Consider the following 15,642-nt stretch of genomic DNA (forward strand, 5'->3'; position numbering starts at 1 on the left):
ATCAAGCGGCCACGCGCGGATTCTCGGGCCGGGTGAAGACCATCGACGCGTATTGGCCGCCGAAGCCGAACGAGTTCTTCAGCACCGCCTTGACCGGGCGTTCGACCGGGGTCAGGTTGGTCTTCACCGCGCACTTCGGGTCCGGTTCCGTGCAGGTCACCACCGGCGGGATCACGCCTCGGCACAACGTCAGCGCCGAGACGATCGACTCGACCACGCCGGACGCGGCCGAGCCGTGGCCGGTCAGGGACTTGACCGCGCTGACGTCGAGTGTCGCCATCCGCTCGCCGAAGACGCGGTGCAGCGCGCGGGCTTCGGTGATGTCGTTGAGCCTGGTCGACGTGCCGTGGGCGTTGACGGTGTCGATGTCCGACGCGGTGAGCCCGGCGTGGGTGAGCGCGCCGCGCATGACGCCTTCGACCGCTTCGACCTTCGGGGCGGTGATGTGCTCGGTGCCGACCGCGAGGCCCCAGCCGCCGACGACCGCGTGGACGTTTTTCAGCCCGCGCAGCCGGGCGTGCTCGGCGGTTTCGAGGACGATGGCGCCTGCCGACTCGTTGATCACCATGCCGGAGCGTCGTTTGTCGAACGGCATCGACGACTGCGCCGCCTCGCCCTTCCACTTCGACAACGCCATCAGCTGGCCGTACTGCGAAAGCACGTAGGGCGTGCTCCGCGAGACGCTGGCCGTGACCACCGCGAACTCGACCTTGCCCGAGCGCAGCAGCCTGGCCGCTTCGGCGATCGCGCGCAGCCCGCCGGAGCAGGTCGCCTCCAGCCTGGTCGCGACCAGCGGAGTGCCGAGACGGCGCGAGACCTCCGTCGGGAAGCTCGACATGTCGGTGACCTCCTTCGGCAGCGTCTGCGTCTTGAGGTGCGCCATCACCGCGGCCGGGTCGTTGCCCACCTTGGCGAAGCGGGCCGCGACCTCGGTCATGTGGCTGACGTAGTCCTCGGGGAACGAACCGCTGGGACCCGGCCACACCCTGGCCCAGATCAGCCCGGCCGGACCCGCCAGCGAACCGGATTCGAACTTCGCGTCCCGCAACGCCTGCTCCAGCGCGGAGTGCATCAGCGTGTCGCCCCATGACCGGTCCGGCCGCCCGAACTCTTCGCGCACGGACTTCTTGACGTCTTCGGGGATGATCCCGCCGACCCAGCCGCACGGCAGCCGCGAAACGTCCATTCGCGTTTCCGGGACGATGCCGGACTTGCCGGTCAGGTTGGCTTCCCAGAAGGATTCCACCGAACCGCCGATCGGGGTCACCACGCCCATGCCGGTGATCACGATGTCGTCGTTCATCGCTTGTCCTCCCTCGCGATCATGGCCGCTCCCGCGGTCGTCGAATCGCCACCGTGGTTCAGCGCGGTGATCAGCGCGCTCCCGGACGGCGGCAGTTTCCTCGGCCGGTCGACGACGAAGTCGACCGCGCCGAGCGCCGGGTCCGGCTTCTTCAGCAGGCCGATCGGCGGCGCGCTTTCCCGGCGCAGCGACTCGACCGCCAGCGCCACGTCGATGAGCCCGCCGCTTTCGAAGGCGTGGCCGATCGTGCCCTTGCTGGACGTCACCGGTGACGTCACGCGCGGGCCGACCACCTGGCACTCGTCGAAGTCCTGCGCCTGCGAGCCCGAGCCGTGCGCCCACCAGAGCGCCGGCTGCCGTTTTCCCTCCTCCAACGCCAGTTCCACGACGGCTTCGAGCGCCGAACGCCTGGTCGGCGCGCAGACCGTCTCGCAGCTCAGCAGCTGGGCGAGTGGCTCCGATTTCGCCACCGAGGCACGCTCGATCATGATCGCCGCCGTGCCCTGGCCGAGCAGCGCGCCCGCGCGGTCGAGGTCGAACGGGCCGCGGCCCGGCTCGGCTTCGGTGCCGAACGGCTCCTGCCGGTCGAACGCGACCAGCATCGCGCCGGACATCGCGGGCGCCACACCGACCACGAGCACCCGGTCGAGCTCGCCGCTTTCGATCATCCGCAGGCCCAGCGCCAGCGCGCCGAGCCCGCCCGCGCCCGCCTCGCCGTACACGGCCACGTTCGAGCCGCGGAAGCCGCTCGCCATCGAGACGAATTGGCCGAGCTGCGACGGGATCCCCTTGATGTAGGAGTAGTCGGGCACCTCGTCGTAGAGCAGCTTGGTCAGCGGCCGCGGGTCGGTCTGGTGCAGCGCGGCGAGCCGGGGGATCGCCTCGCCGAGCTCGTCGCTGCCGCTGCTGCCGACGGCCATCACGGTGCCGGACCGCAGCGCGGACGACTCGTCTTCGGCGCGACCTGCTTGATAAAGCGCCAGCTGGGCCGCCGCGACCGCGGCCTGTGCCGCGGTGTTGGCGTACTTGCGGTTGTTGACCCACAGGTCGCCGTCCGGCCAGGGGATGTCGCCCGGCTGGACACCGGCGACCGGCCACGGCAGCGCCGAAGCGCCACCGAACAGGGGCCTGCCGGAGTCCATCGCGTCGAGCAGCGGCGCCACGCCGCGACCGGCCGCCGAGATGACCCCGGTGCCGGTGATCACCACTTCGGCCATGGTCACACCGCCTGCGCCGGGGTCCGGCGGCTGCTGATGCCGCCCCACAACCGGTAGCCGCCGTCGACGGTGATGGTCTGGCCCGCGATCCAGCTGGCCTCGTCCAGGCACAGCATCGCCACGACGTCGGCGCTGTTCTCGGCGGTGGTCATCTTTTCGCCATCCCACGGCGAGACCGAGAGTTCGTGCTTCACGCCGTGGTTGAAGTCGGGCCGCACGTTGAACACCGCGGTCTGCACCAGGCCGGGCCGCACGCAGTTGGACACGATGCCGTACTGCGCCAGCTCGTAGGACAGGTACTCGGTGAGCACCTCCATGCCCGCCTTGGCCGCGGCGAACAGGCCTGCCTTCGGGATGATCCGGGTGGTCGTCGAGTTGGTGATGGTGATGAACCGGGCGCCCTGCCGGTCCCGCATCAGCGGGATGGCGTGCTTGGCCAGCAGCCAGGTCGAGCGCGAGTTCGTGTCCTGCACGAACTGCCACTGGTCGAGCGTGGCGTTCTCGAGGGTGTTGAACTTCGTCGCACCCGCGTTCTGCACCAGGATGTGCAGCTCGCCGTGCTCGGCCTCGATCTCGCCCATCAGCCCCTCGATCGCGGCCGGGTCGGCGAGGTCGGCCTGGTGCAGGCTGACCTTGGTGCCCTGTGCCTCCAGTTCGGCCTTGATCTCCTTCGCGGGCTTCGAGCGGTCGACGTAGTTCACGGCCAGCGTCGCGCCCCACGACGCCAGTTTGCGGGTGATGCCCGCGCCGATGCCACGGGAACCCCCGGTCACCAGTGCGACCTTGCCCTTCAGCGGCTGGAAATCGTTGCTCACGAGAGTTCTCCTTGGGAGGTAAGGGTTTTACGCAACATGACCACGCTCATCCTGCCGATGGCGAGCACCTTGCCGTCCTCGTCGAAGACGCGGCGCACGGTGTTCACCAGCCCGGCCTTCTCGCTGAGCGGTTCGGTGCTTTCGGTCTTGGTGGTGAAGTAAAAGGGCGTGTCGGGATAGAGCGGGCGGACGAAATCCCAGTGCACCGAACGCATCCCGACGATCGCCGCCGGCGAACCGTGCTGCACGGTCCACCCCGAGGTGATCGAGTGGATGAACCCGCCGGGCACGATCCGCTGCTTGCGTTCGGTCGAGTTCGCGAAGGAATCGCTGTCGTGGACGGGATGTTTCTCGCCCATGAGGTCCAGCAGCTGGTCCAAAAGCACCGTGGTGAACACGAGCGGCCCGAACTTGCGCACCGGGGCACCGACCAGGTCCTCGAAGTACTTCATTTCCTGACTGCGCGCGGAGGCGGTCACGGTTCAGGCCCCCTTGCCGCCGCGCGGGCGCATCACGAGCCTGCCGCCGTCGACGGTGAACGTCTGGCCCTGGATGTAGTCGGCCTCGTCGCCCGCCAGGAACGCGACCATCCCGGACAGGTCTTCCGGGACACCCCAGCGCGGCCCCTCGTTCCCGCCCAGCTGAGCCGAAACCGGGTCGGTCATGTCCGTGCGCACCCGGCCGGGCGCGACGGTGTTGATCCGGATGCCCTTGCGGCCGACCTCCATCGCCAGACCGCGCGTGAGCGCCTCCAGCCCGCCCTTCGACGCCGCGTAGGCCGTCTGCCCGGCGCCGGGGATGCGCACCGAGTTGGACGAGATGTTGATGATCCGGCCCCAGGACTGCTCCAGCATGGTGGGCAGCACCGCGCGGCTGAGCAGCCACGGGCCGGTGAGATTCACCTTGAGCACGCGCTCCCACTGCGCCAGCTTGGTCAGCGCGAGCAGGCGGTCGTCGATGATGCCCGCGTTGTTGACCAGGACGTGGATCGCGCCGGACTGGCGGAGAATCCCGCCGATCAGCGTGCGGACCTCGGTCTCTTCCGCGACGTCCGCCCGATGAACGAACACCTCGCCGCCCTCGGCCTCGATCTCGGTGGCGACCCGCTTCGCCGCGTCGTCGGCGTCGCGGTAGACCAGGTGGACGCTGAGCCCGTCGGCGGCGAGGCGGCGGCAGATGGCGGCGCCGATGCCGCGCGATCCGCCGGTCACCACCGCGACGCGCCGGTTCGTGAGCGCTGTCATCGCCGCGCTCAGGCGTTTTCGATGGTGGCGAGCAGCGACTGGACCGACATGCCGTGCGTCTCGGCGTCGTCGGTCCAGGTGTCGAGGTCGAAATCGACACCGAGGTCGCGGCTCACCTTGCGGGAGAGCTGCAGGATGTCGAGCGAGTCGAGGCCGAGGTCCTCGACGACGGAGTCCTCCGGCTTGACGGTCGTGCCGTCGAGACTGGGCTTGACCTCTTTGAGCAGCGCGACGAGGGTGTCGAACTTGTTGTTCACGGACGCGGTCATGACAATTCTCCTCAAGCGAATGGTTGGATTTTCTGGCCGGATCGGCACGTCCAACTATTAACGCGCTTCGAAGAAGTGTCAACTGGCGGATATCGCGTCGAATAAAACGGGTCGTCGTCGTATTGAATTGTGCCGTCGAAAAGGTTTCGCGTGGCCGGTCACGCGATTACCGCGGTAATTCTCCGGCTACCCCCGAGTAAGCGAGGCCGACCACGGGCGCGTGCGCCCTGCCGTCGGGGAAGCCGAGCACGAGCTGGGTGAGCGGCGGTCCGATCAGGACTTTCACCGCCAGGTCGAGATCGGTGTCGTGGCGCACCTCGCCGGTGCCGGTGCCGCGCAGCAGTGCCTGGCGGAGCAGCGTGCGCCACGGCTCGATGACCACTTCGTCGTACCGCCGCAGCAGCTCGGGGGCACTGCGCTGCGCGCCGACCAGCTGGGGCAGCACGCGCGCGGATTTGCTGTGCAGCGCCCATTTCCAGAGCTCACGGGTGATCAGCTCGAGATCCTCGCGAGTGGACCGCTGGGACATCACCACCGGCGGCTCGTCCAGTTCGCCGATGGCGTCGAGTATCAAGGAGTGCTTGTGCGCCCAGCGCCGGTAGATCGTGGCCTTGCCGACCTTGGCGCGTGCGGCGATCCCCTCGACGGACAGTGCGGTGACCGTCTGGCCCTCGGCGAGCATGTCCAGCGTGGTGCCGATGATCGCCCGGTTGGCCAGCTCGCTGCGCGGCCTGCCCTGCGGTCTGGCGCCCGCGCGCCGCGGCGGAATCGAGGAGTGCCTGACGCAATGGATGCCGCGTTCGTCGGCCTGTGTGCGCTGGCTCAGTTTGGCGTTGTTCATGGTTCCCCTCCCGGCAATTTTACCGACACGGGAGTGGTGAAAAATCGCATGCCCCCCGTGAATAACCCCCAGTAGGCGGCTGCCATAGACGCCGAATGGCACGACGGACCCACCCGTCGATTAATCTTTACTTTAATTCCCCAGTGCTTCTTCTTGAGTGTGTCCAGCCGGGGAGCGGCTGTCAAGTTCCGCCGGATCGCACGAAGCGAGCCAACTCGGGCATTCCGCGCATCGCGTGCGTATTCATGAAAAGCGGTCGCGATACGGACTCGGCTCGTATCCCGATTCCGTGCGACGGGGAACACGACTGGCGCAATGGTGGTGCCGGGACGTGACGGAAATTCCGGTGCCCGCGCCCTGGATGGCTGATTGCGGGCGGCGATTCGCCTTGTGTTACTGGTGAAAAGCCCCTCGACAGGCCGGAGCGGCGATGGTTCCCCACGGCGGCGCGCGATTCCGGGAGGTGTTCGCCGTCGCCGAGTTCCGCGCGTTGTTCGCCGCGCAGCTCGTTTCCGTCGCGGGTGACCAGCTGGCGCGGGTGGCGCTTTCGGTGCTCGTGTTCGACCGGACCGCCTCGGCCGGCTGGGCGGCCGCCGCCTACGCGGTCACCCTGTTGCCGGACCTGCTCGGCGGGCCGTTGCTGTCCGGGCTCGCCGACCGCTATCCGCGGCGGTCGGTGATGGTCACGGCGGACCTGGTGCGGATGACACTGGTCGGATTCATGGCCGTTCCCGGCGCTTCTCTGGTGTTCGTCGGCGCGCTGCTGCTGCTCGTGCAGCTGGCGAACACGCCGTGGGGCGCGGCGCGCGCCGCGGTGCTGCCGCAGGTGCTGCCCGGCGAGCGGTTCGTCGCGGGCACCGCGGTCTTTTCGATGACCACCCAGGCCGCGCAGGTGCTCGGGTTCGCCACCGGCGGCGTGCTGGTCGCCTGGCTCGATCCCGCCGGCGCGCTGCTGGTCGACGCCGGCACGTTCGGCGTCTCCGCGTTGCTGATCAGTGCCGGACTGCGGCATCGGCCCGCGTCATCGGAACTGCGGTGGCGTGGCAGGCTCACCGGCGGCGTCGCGGTGGTGTGGCGTGATCGCCGGTTGCGCGCGCTGGTCGCGCTCGCGTGCGTTTCGGGTTTTTACATCGCGGGTGAGGCGGTCGCCGCGCCGTACGCGGCCGAACTCGGCGGCGGCGCGGTCGCGGTCGGGCTGCTGCTGGCGTCGTACGCGATCGGGAACGTCGCGGGGATGGCACTGGTGGCACGCCTGCGTGAGGCGGTGCGGGTGCGGTGGATGGTGCCGATGGCGATCGCGTCGTGCGCGCCGCTGCTGGGCTGCGCCTTCGCGCCGGGACTCGGCGCGGTGCTCGTGCTGTGGTGCTGCTCCGGCGCCGCGAGCGCGTACAACCTGACCGCGTCGACGTTGTTCGTCACGGCGGTGCCGGATCACGCGCGGGGACAGGCTTTCGGACTCGCCGTCACTGCGTTGCGAGTCGCCCAGGGAACGGGTGTCGTGCTGGCGGGTGTCGCCGCCGACGGTTACGCACCGCATCAGGTGGTGGCGGCCGCGGGGTTGCTGGGAGTAGCCGCCGCCGCGGGTGCCGGGCGGGCGTGGAAGAACTCGTGAGTGAGCGACTCACCATCGGGTGGACCTCACTCACGAGCCCCCTGTGTCACTCAGAAGCGGGACCAGTCCGTGGGGCGAGACCAGTCGGTCGGACGGCCGGTGCGGGGCGAAGACGAGGTCTTGATCATGGCTGCCTCCACGGCATAGAAACGTAGGCGGCCACGAGAGGGCCGCCCACCTGGACTAATGACACTGCGCTTACACGCGATTACCATTGCGGGTTCCCCCGGGGGAGAAAGGGGTGCCCGCATGGGATTTTCCCGTGCTCGGGCCACCTTGCCCAGCAAGGTCAGGCCGCCGAGTGGTCTCGATCCGCGCCGCTGGCCGTTGTGGTCGCTGACGCGGCCGGTGCTCTGCTACCTCTTCGTAGTCGAGATCGCCGCCGTAGCCACCCTCGGGGTGACGGCGACCCTGACTCCGATCACTCCCCGTGCTCTAGCCTGGTGTGGTCTCCTGCTCGTCGCGGAACTCGCGCACCTGGAAGCCGCCCGCGGCATCGAGCGCATCCGCGAGCTCGGCGCGGACGGCAGCCCCCACATGCACCTGCAGTCCATCTGGATCTTCGCCGCGCTGCTGTTGCTGCCGCCGCCACTGGTCGCGGTCGTCATCGCGGTCAGCTACGCGCACTCGTGGGTGCGGGTCTACCGCCGCCGCTCCGTGCTGCACCGCAAGGTCTTCTCCGCCGCCACGGTCATCCTGGCCTGCGCCGCCGCCGGCGGTGTACTGCACTCGGGGACGTCGGGGCGGTTCGCGCCGTATCTGCCGTCGCTCGACGGCTTCGGCGGCATGATCACCCTGCTGCTGGCCGGGATCGTCTACTTCGCCGTGAACTACGCGATGGTCGTGCTGATGATCATCGCGACCAACCCGGCCAACCCCGGCCGCAAGGCGCTGGGCAACCTCTCCGACGTCCTGGTGATCGGCGGCGCGGTCGGCCTCGGCTGCGGGATCGCGCTCGTGATGACCGTCCGGCCGTGGCTGCTCCCGGTGCTGATGATCACCCCGCTCGCGCTGCAGCTCGGCCTGCTGCTGCCCCAGCTGCAGGCGGCTTCGCGCACCGACTCGAAGACCGGGCTCGTCGATGTGTCGTTCTGGCACGAAGTCGGCCAGCGTGAGCTCGTGCGCGCTCGGCGGCTCACCTCGACCGTCGGCGTGCTGATCGTCGACCTCGACCACTTCAAGCGCATCAACGATCGGTACGGCCATCTCGCCGGTGACGAGGTGCTGCGTGCGACGGCCACCGCCATCAGGGATCAGGTCCGCAGCCACGACTTCGTCGGCCGCTACGGCGGCGAGGAGTTCGCGGTGCTGCTGCCCGGCGCCGGCGGCAAGGAGACGCTGGCGGTGGCCGAGCGGATCCGCGCGGGCATCGCGGCGGTGACGGTGGAAGTGCCCGACATCAGCGCCCCGTCGACGTCGACCGTGAGCGGGCTGAGCGCGTCGATCGGGGCGGCCGTCTACCCGGACAACGCCGAGGAGCTGACCGACCTGCTGCTGGCGGCGGACACGGGCCTCTACGCGGCCAAGAACTCCGGGCGGGACCGGGTCGTCCTGGGCTGAAAGACTCGTGAGTGGTATTGCCGGTTAGAACCGGCAATACCACTCACGAGCCGTTTACTGCTGGGTGAGCTTGAACGACTGCGCCGCCCCGCCGTTGCAGGTCAGCTGCACCAGCTGGACGCTGTCCGCGGTCGACCCGTTCGGCACCGTGAGGCACTTCGGGGTGTTCCGGCTGACGAAGTGGAAGTACCCGCCGCCCTCCGAAACCGCTTGCCACTGCTGGTTGTTACCGCCGCCGTACGCCCACAGCTGCAGCGGCGCGTTGTCCGATGTGGACACTCCGGCCACGTCGATCACCTGCGCCGGGTTGTTCCGGTTGTTGACGCGCGTGAAACCACCGCTCGTCGGCTGGAACTGGTACTGCTGCGCGTTGCTGGCGTTGCAGGTGTACTGCTGGACGACCGTGCCGTTGGCCGTGGCGGCCGCCTTGGCGTCGACGCACTTGCCGTTGCCCTTGTTCACCACGGAGTACCAGGCCGTCGGTGACGGCTGGTCGGGGTCGGTCGGCGGCACCGTGCCGCCACCGCCGAGCCAGAGCAGGCCGTCGAGCAGGAACTTGTTCTGCGTCTCGCTCTCGAAGGTCGACGAGAGCGGGGTGTTCGTCTGGTAGTTCATCGCGTTGTGGCCGAAGTTGGCGTAGAGCATCTTGTAGTTCTTGTTCGTCCACATGATCGGGTAGTAGCCGCTGTACCAGCTCTGGTCGGGGTCGGTGCCGAGCGGGAAGCTCGACGGGTCGACCGAGGCCAGGATCCGGATGTCCGGGTTGGTCCGCAGGTCGTTGTTCCAGCTGTACCACTCGCTCACCGCCGAGGTGAACTTCGAGCCGAGGCGCAGTGTCGACGGGTGCGTCTGGTCGTCGACCTTCAGCACCGCCTTGGTCGGGCCCCAGGTGTTGGTGCGGAACCGGCCCGTCGCCAGGAACTGGCTGTGGTACCAGGACCAGCTGTTCGGGTCCTCGTTGTAGGCCGACACGTGGAAGCCGAACCAGCCGCCGCCGTTACGCATGTACCGCTCGAAGCCGGCGCGCTGCGAAGCGGTGTGCGGCAGGTCGTCGAGGAACATGACCACCTGGTACTGCGAGGCGGTGATGTTGTTCAGCATGTTCCAGTCGGTGGTGGCGGTGTAGCTGAAGTTGTTCTGGTTGCCCAGGTTCGTGAACCAGGGATTGGCCTCCTTGTAGAAGGAGACGTGCGCCTGGTCGTCCACGTAGTTGTAGAACGCGAGCACCTTGAACGCGGGCGCTTCGGGACGGGCGTACGCGGGGGTGCTCGCCAAGGCGAGGCAAACACCGAAGAACGCCAGTACTTTCGCTAGCTTTCTCTTGAACACGGCGGGGACCTTCCTGCTCAGAAGTGCTTGCGGTAGCGGAGCCCATAACCGAACGGGAACAGCGGGGTCTGACCGTCGCCGACGTTGATCGGCTGCTGGTCCGCGCTCTTCATCCAGGTGACCGGCAGCTTCCCGGTCGGGTTGTACGCGCCGAAGAGCACGTCGGACACGCCGTCGCCCTCGGTGCCGGGCAGCCACGAGGCGAGCAGGCCGTCCCAGTCCGGGAGCTGTGCGGCGATGTCCAGCGGCCGTCCGGAGACCAGCACCACGACCGTCGGCACGCCGCTGTCCTTCAGCTTCTTGAGCGTGTCGAGATCGGTCTGGTCGAGGCCCATGCCCTGCGGCCGGTCGCCCTTGCCCTCGGCGTACGGCGTCTCGCCCACCACGGCGACCGCGACGTCGTAGCTCTTGTCGATCCCCGTGCCGTCCTTGCTGAACGTCACGTTCTTCGACGCCTTCTGCATCCCTTGCAGGATCGTGGTTCCCGGGGTCACCGGGCCGCTCGTGCCCTGCCAGCCGACGGTCCAGCCGCCTGCCTGGTTACCGATGTCGTTGGCGTTCTTACCCGCGACGAAGACCTTCTCGTGCTTGTTAAGCGGCAGGACACCGTGCTCGTTCTTAAGCAGTACCTGGGACTCACGCACGGCCTGACGGGCGAGCGCGCGGTGTTCCTTGCTGCCGATGGTCGAGGTGAGCCTGCGGTCGGTCAGCGGCTTCTCGAACAGGCCGAGCTCGAACTTCTTGGTCAGGATGCGGCGGTTCGCGTCGTCGATCCTGGCCATCGTGACGTGCCCGGCCTGCACCTCGCCGCGCAGCGTGTCGATGAACTTCTTGAAGTCGAACGGCACCATCACCATGTCGATGCCCGCGTTGATGGACGCGGTGACCTCGGCCGGGGTGAAGCCCTTCTGGCCGTCGATCTGGTCGATCCCGTTGTAGTCCGAGATCACGAAGCCCTTGAAGCCCAGCTCACCCTTGAGCACGGTGTTGATCAGGTACGGCTCGCCGTGCATCTTGACGCCGTTCCAGCTGCTGTACGAGATCATCACCGTGCCGACACCGCGGTCGACGGCCGCCTTGAACGGCGGCAGGTGGATCTTGCGCAGTTCGGCCTCGGACAGCGTGGTCTCGCCCTGGTCCTTGCCGCCGGTGGTGCCGCCGTCACCGATGAAGTGCTTGGCGGTGGCGACCACCGAAGACGGGCTCTTCAACGACCGGCCCTGCATGCCGGTGATGATCGAGCTCATCGACGCGGCCAGCTCCGGCACTTCGCCGAACGACTCGTAGGTGCGGCCCCAGCGGTCGTTGCGCGCCACGCAGAGACACGGCGAGAAGTTCCAGTCGATGCCGGTGCCCGCGACCTCTTCGGCCGTGGCGTGCCCGATGCGCTCGGCGAGGTTCGGGTTCCGCGTGGCGCCGAGGCCGATGTTGTGCGGGAACACGGTCGCGCCGTAGACGCCGTTGTGGCCGTGCACCGCGTCGACGCCGTAGATCAGCGGGATGCCGAGCGGTGTGGTGAGCGCCGTCTTCTGGAAGCCGTCGTACATGTCGGCCCACGAGACCGGGGTGCTCGGCGTCGGCTGCGAGCTGCCGCCGGAGAGCAGCGAGCCGATCCGGTACTTCGCCACGTCCGCCGGGTCGGTGATGCCGAGCCGCTCCGGCTGCGTCATCTGGCCGAGCTTGTCGTCGAGCGTCATCCGGGAGAGCAGGTCGTTCACCCTGACCTTGACCGGCAGCCACGCGTTCTTGTACGCGGGGCCGGAGGCGAGCGCCGGGGTGTGCGACCCCAGTAGCAACGCGCCTGCCAGCAGGCTGAGGGTGAGCTTGCTTCTGACTCGCATGCCTGGGGCCTCCTCGACGACGCCGTCAAATTCACGTATTAAATTAACTGACGAGATAACCCGTGGTCCAGACCTTTGAGCAGCAAGAAGGCCGCGTTCACGTGCATGAACGCGGCCTTCGGTGAGTGGGACTAGCTAGGGTTGCACTGAGCGAGAACGGTGGCCAGATAGCCGACGTCCGGCCGCCACTGCTCCAGGTTCCAGCTCGGCTTGTCCGGCGCGGCCGCCCGCGCGAAGTCGTAGTGGCAGCGGAACTGGTCCTTCATGTTCCGCTGGTTCGCGCTCGGCGCCAGCGCGACCACCTCGTTCCACGCCGAGGCCCACGCCGACGCGGGCGCGCTCGTCCGGCCGTACTCGGTCGGGAACACCGCGAGCCGGGGACCCTTCGGATCGGTCAGCCACTCGGTGTGATCGATGATGGCCTGCTTCAGATCCGGCGCGGCCTGCAGGCGGGCGAGGATGGCCCGGTCCGCCTGCCCGGTCCGGATGTCATCGCCGCTGGTCGCCGCCTGTGCGGGCGCCGCCAGTAGCACGGCCGAGACTGTGATGGTCAGTACGGTCAGAGATCTGATCATGTCCCGAACGTAGAATGAGCGACCGGGTGCCGGCCACCATCCGCGCGAACCCGCTGGTCACGCTCCAATGCGCGGAACTGTCGGGCTCCGGGGATACCCTCTCTTTCGGTGGGATGCCGGTTCGGCGCCGCTGCTTGTCCGCTATCTGGGAGAAACGACCCTGTGACTGCTTCTGCTGAGACCCTCTACGGGGCCGACGACCTGACCCACCTCGAGGGTCTGGAAGCGGTTCGGAAGCGGCCCGGTATGTACATCGGGTCGACGGACAGCCGCGGCATCAACCATCTGTTCAGCGAGATCGTCGACAACTCGACCGACGAGGGCGTGGCCGGGCACGCGTCGAAGATCGTCGTGACGCTGCACGCCGACGGCAGCGTCCAGGTCGACGACGACGGCCGCGGCATCCCGACCGGGGTGCACGCCAAGTCCGGCCTGTCCGGGGTCGAGCTGGTGCTCACCAGGCTGCACGCGGGCGGCAAGTTCGGCGGCTCCGGGTACAAGACCTCCGGCGGCCTGCACGGGGTCGGCGCCTCGGCGGTCAACGCGCTGTCACTGCGCTTCGACGTCACCGTCAAGCTCGACGGCAAGGTCCACCAGATGTCGTTCGCGCAGGGCACGCCGGGGGTGTTCGACGGGCCGGGCCCGAAGGCCAAGTTCACCAAGCAGTCCGGCCTGCAGATCACCGGCAAGATGAAGCGTGGCGAGCGCACCGGCACCTCGATCCGGTACTGGTACGACGCTCGCTACTTCGAGAACGGCGCCGCGCTGGACGTCGAGGCCGTCCGTTCGAAGCTGCGCAACACGGCCTTCCTGGTGCCCGGCGTCACGTACGTGCTGCGGCACGCGGTCGAGGACGAGATCGGCGAGGAGACCTTCCATTACCCGCACGGGCTCGCCGACATGGTCGAGTTCCTCGCGCCGGACGGCGAAAAGCCGGTCTCCGGCACGCTCCTGATCAACGGTGAGGGCACCTACCGCGAGAACGCCGCCGACGAGAACGGCGTCATGCAGTCGAAGGTCGAGCGCCGCGCCGAGGTCGAGGTCGCGCTGCGCTGGGGCACCGGCTACGAGCGCACCATCGAGTGCTTCACCAACACCATCCGCAACCTGCACGGCGGCACGCACCGCCGCGGTTTCGACCGCGCGGCCGCGAAAGCCATCCAGGAAGCCATTTCCAAGACCCGTGGCCTGCTCAAGCCGAAGGAAGACCCGCCCACCATCGAGGACGTCCTCGAGGGCATGACCGCGGTCATCCACGTCCGGCTCCCGGAGCCGCAGTTCACCTCGCAGACCAAGGACGAGCTGTCCACCGCCGGCATCACCCGGGTCATCCAGGGCATCGTCGACCAGCACATCAAGGCGTGGACCGAGGACCGCAAGACCAAGTCCGAGGCCAAGATCGTACTGCAGAAGGTCGTCGACGCCGCCCGCGTCCGCCTCACGCAGAAGCACCAGAAGGACGCGGCCCGGCGCAAGACGGCGCTCGAAGGCGCCGCGATGCCGCCGAAGCTGGTCGACTGCCGCACCACGGGCATCTCGCGCAGTGAGCTGTTCCTGGTCGAGGGGGACAGCGCGCTCGGGTGCTTCGCGGGCGACACCATGGTCGCGCTGGCGTCGGGGGAGAGTCGGTCGTTCGCCGATCTGGCCGCAGACTGGCAGCAGGGCATCAAGCACTTCGGCTACACGACGAACAAGGCCGGACGCGTCGTGGTCGTGCCGCTGGTGGAGCCACGGCTCACCAAGCGTGACGCGCCGCTGGTGCGCGTGACCTTGGACAACGGTGAGTCGGTTCGATGCACCCCTGATCACTTGTTCCGCCTCCGTGACGGTTCATATCGGCGTGCCGACGCGCTCGTCCCCGGCGACTCGCTGATGCCGCTGTACCGCTCGCTGTCGTCGAAGGCCGACGGCGACAAGCTCGAAGGCTACGAGCGCGTCTGGATGAACGACCGGGACGAATGGGTCTACACCCACTACGTCGCGGACGCCTACAACCTCCGGCACGGCCTGGATTCCGCCGAGAACGGCAACGTCCGTCACCACGTCGACGTGAACAAGCGGAACAACGATCCGCGCAACCTGCGCCGGATGACCTGGGAAGACCACTCCGCGCTCCACGCTTCGCTGATGGGGGAACACGTTCACGAGGGCTATCGTGCCTGGCTGGGCAAGGGTGGGCTGGAGTTCAAGTCGGCCATGATGTCGGCGCAGTGGCAAGACCCGGACTTCCGTGAGGCCTGCCTCGTGCGGCTTGCGGCGCTGAACGACGACCCCGCGTTCCGGGAGCGGATCGAGCAGGGTTTCCAGGATTGGTACGCGGCGCTCAGTGACGAAGAGAAGGCCGCATACGTCGAGCAGATGCGTGAGCGTCAGGCGGCCTATTGGGCGAACCCGGAGCACCGGGCGGACGCCGCCGAGCGGGTGCGGATCTTCTTCGCCAAGCCGGGCAGGCGCGAGGAGTGGAGCGAGCGGGCACGGGAGCAGTGGAAGGACGAAGCGCTTCTGGCGTGGCGGTCTCAGGCGACCGTCGAGCAGTTCTCCGACCCCGCGGAGCGTGAGCGTCAGAGCGCCGCTGTTCTCGCTTGGCACAGTGAGCACCCCGAATTCGGCGAGCGGCACTCGCTGCGTATGAAGATCCGGATGGCCGATCCGGATTCCGGCCATATAGCGAGGATCCAGGCTGGGCGGGCGCGATACGTCGACTCGGTTCCGCGCGAGGAGCGTGTCGCCAAGCAGAACGAAGGCAGGCGCTTGGCGGCACTGAAGCGGCTCGCCCCGTTGTTGTCCTTGCCGGACAGCGAACTCGCCGAGGCGTACGAGGCCGAGAGGATGCGGTCGGCGCGCACCGGGCTCCGTTTCGAACGGTTGCTGAACGAGTTCTGCGGCGGTGACCTGGCTCGGCTTCGGGAAGCCGTCGCGATGGTCAACCACAGCGTCGCTTCCGTGGTGCCGCTGACCGAGACCGAAGATGTCTACGACCTGACGGTCGACGGGTACCACAACTTCGCGCTCGAAGCCGGGGTGTTCGTCCACAAC

Annotated in this window: 12 protein-coding genes and 2 pseudogenes; 4 read left to right on the forward strand and 10 right to left on the reverse strand. The window is 68.1% G+C overall.

Annotated elements, in window-relative coordinates:
• Position 1 precedes the first annotated feature (1 nt).
• From AB5J62_RS06940 to AB5J62_RS06970, 7 genes are all read right to left on the reverse strand, one after another.
• Positions 2-1,303, reverse strand: coding sequence for a beta-ketoacyl synthase (locus tag AB5J62_RS06940; protein ID WP_370947283.1), 1,302 nt, complete (start codon positions 1,301-1,303; stop codon positions 2-4).
• Positions 1,300-2,520 (reverse strand): beta-ketoacyl synthase N-terminal-like domain-containing protein, encoded by a 1,221-nt coding sequence (locus tag AB5J62_RS06945; protein WP_370947284.1) that lies wholly within the window; start codon positions 2,518-2,520, stop codon positions 1,300-1,302. Before AB5J62_RS06945 ends, AB5J62_RS06940 begins: the two co-directional genes overlap by 4 nt.
• Before the next feature lie 2 nt (positions 2,521-2,522).
• Positions 2,523-3,335 carry an SDR family NAD(P)-dependent oxidoreductase gene (locus AB5J62_RS06950; protein WP_370947285.1) on the reverse strand — a complete coding sequence of 271 codons (813 nt, stop codon included), beginning with the start codon at positions 3,333-3,335 and terminating at the stop codon, positions 2,523-2,525.
• The gene (locus tag AB5J62_RS06955) at positions 3,332-3,814 is read right to left on the reverse strand and encodes a MaoC family dehydratase (protein WP_370947286.1); all 483 of its coding nucleotides are present in this window, start codon (positions 3,812-3,814) and stop codon (positions 3,332-3,334) included. Before AB5J62_RS06955 ends, AB5J62_RS06950 begins: the two co-directional genes overlap by 4 nt.
• 3 nt (positions 3,815-3,817) lie before the next feature.
• Positions 3,818-4,579, reverse strand: a complete 762-nt coding sequence (locus tag AB5J62_RS06960) for an SDR family NAD(P)-dependent oxidoreductase (protein ID WP_370947287.1) — start codon at positions 4,577-4,579, stop codon at positions 3,818-3,820.
• An 8-nt stretch (positions 4,580-4,587) separates the two neighbouring features.
• Entirely contained in the window at positions 4,588-4,848 is a 261-nt protein-coding gene (locus AB5J62_RS06965) for an acyl carrier protein (protein WP_370947288.1), read from the reverse strand.
• A 166-nt stretch (positions 4,849-5,014) separates the two neighbouring features.
• On the reverse strand, positions 5,015-5,689 hold the full coding sequence (locus AB5J62_RS06970) for a TetR/AcrR family transcriptional regulator C-terminal ligand-binding domain-containing protein (RefSeq protein ID WP_370947289.1): 675 nt from the start codon (positions 5,687-5,689) through the stop codon (positions 5,015-5,017).
• A gap of 430 nt (positions 5,690-6,119) precedes the next feature.
• On the opposite strand from AB5J62_RS06970, the gene AB5J62_RS06975 reads away from it, so the two are divergent.
• Both AB5J62_RS06975 and AB5J62_RS06980 read left to right on the forward strand, forming a co-directional pair.
• Complete coding sequence (locus AB5J62_RS06975) at positions 6,120-7,301, forward strand: MFS transporter (protein ID WP_370947290.1); 1,182 nt, start codon at positions 6,120-6,122, stop codon at positions 7,299-7,301.
• A gap of 249 nt (positions 7,302-7,550) precedes the next feature.
• Complete coding sequence (locus tag AB5J62_RS06980) at positions 7,551-8,861, forward strand: diguanylate cyclase (protein ID WP_370947291.1); 1,311 nt, start codon at positions 7,551-7,553, stop codon at positions 8,859-8,861.
• A gap of 54 nt (positions 8,862-8,915) precedes the next feature.
• Here AB5J62_RS06980 and AB5J62_RS06985 read toward each other — a convergent pair whose 3' ends face one another.
• From AB5J62_RS06985 to AB5J62_RS06995, 3 genes are all read right to left on the reverse strand, one after another.
• Positions 8,916-10,190, reverse strand: coding sequence for a ThuA domain-containing protein (locus AB5J62_RS06985; RefSeq protein WP_370947292.1), 1,275 nt, complete (start codon positions 10,188-10,190; stop codon positions 8,916-8,918).
• Positions 10,191-10,207: 17 nt separating this feature from the next.
• A complete protein-coding gene (locus AB5J62_RS06990; RefSeq protein WP_370947293.1) occupies positions 10,208-12,031 on the reverse strand; it encodes a glycoside hydrolase family 3 protein in 1,824 nt (607 codons plus the stop codon).
• 131 nt (positions 12,032-12,162) lie between these two features.
• A complete protein-coding gene (locus tag AB5J62_RS06995) occupies positions 12,163-12,606 on the reverse strand; it encodes a DUF2599 domain-containing protein (protein WP_370947294.1) in 444 nt (147 codons plus the stop codon).
• A gap of 162 nt (positions 12,607-12,768) precedes the next feature.
• Here AB5J62_RS06995 and AB5J62_RS07000 point away from each other — a divergent pair.
• Together AB5J62_RS07000 and AB5J62_RS07005 are read left to right on the forward strand one after the other, a co-directional pair.
• Positions 12,769-14,187 (forward strand): annotated as a pseudogene (locus AB5J62_RS07000) (ATP-binding protein); the annotation flags it as partial.
• A pseudogene (locus tag AB5J62_RS07005) lies at positions 14,161-15,636 on the forward strand (Hint domain-containing protein); the annotation flags it as partial. The pseudogenes AB5J62_RS07000 and AB5J62_RS07005, both read left to right, overlap by 27 nt.
• Positions 15,637-15,642 lie beyond the last annotated feature (6 nt).

It is taken from the genome of Amycolatopsis sp. cg5 (assembly GCF_041346955.1).
Taxonomy (GTDB): domain Bacteria; phylum Actinomycetota; class Actinomycetes; order Mycobacteriales; family Pseudonocardiaceae; genus Amycolatopsis.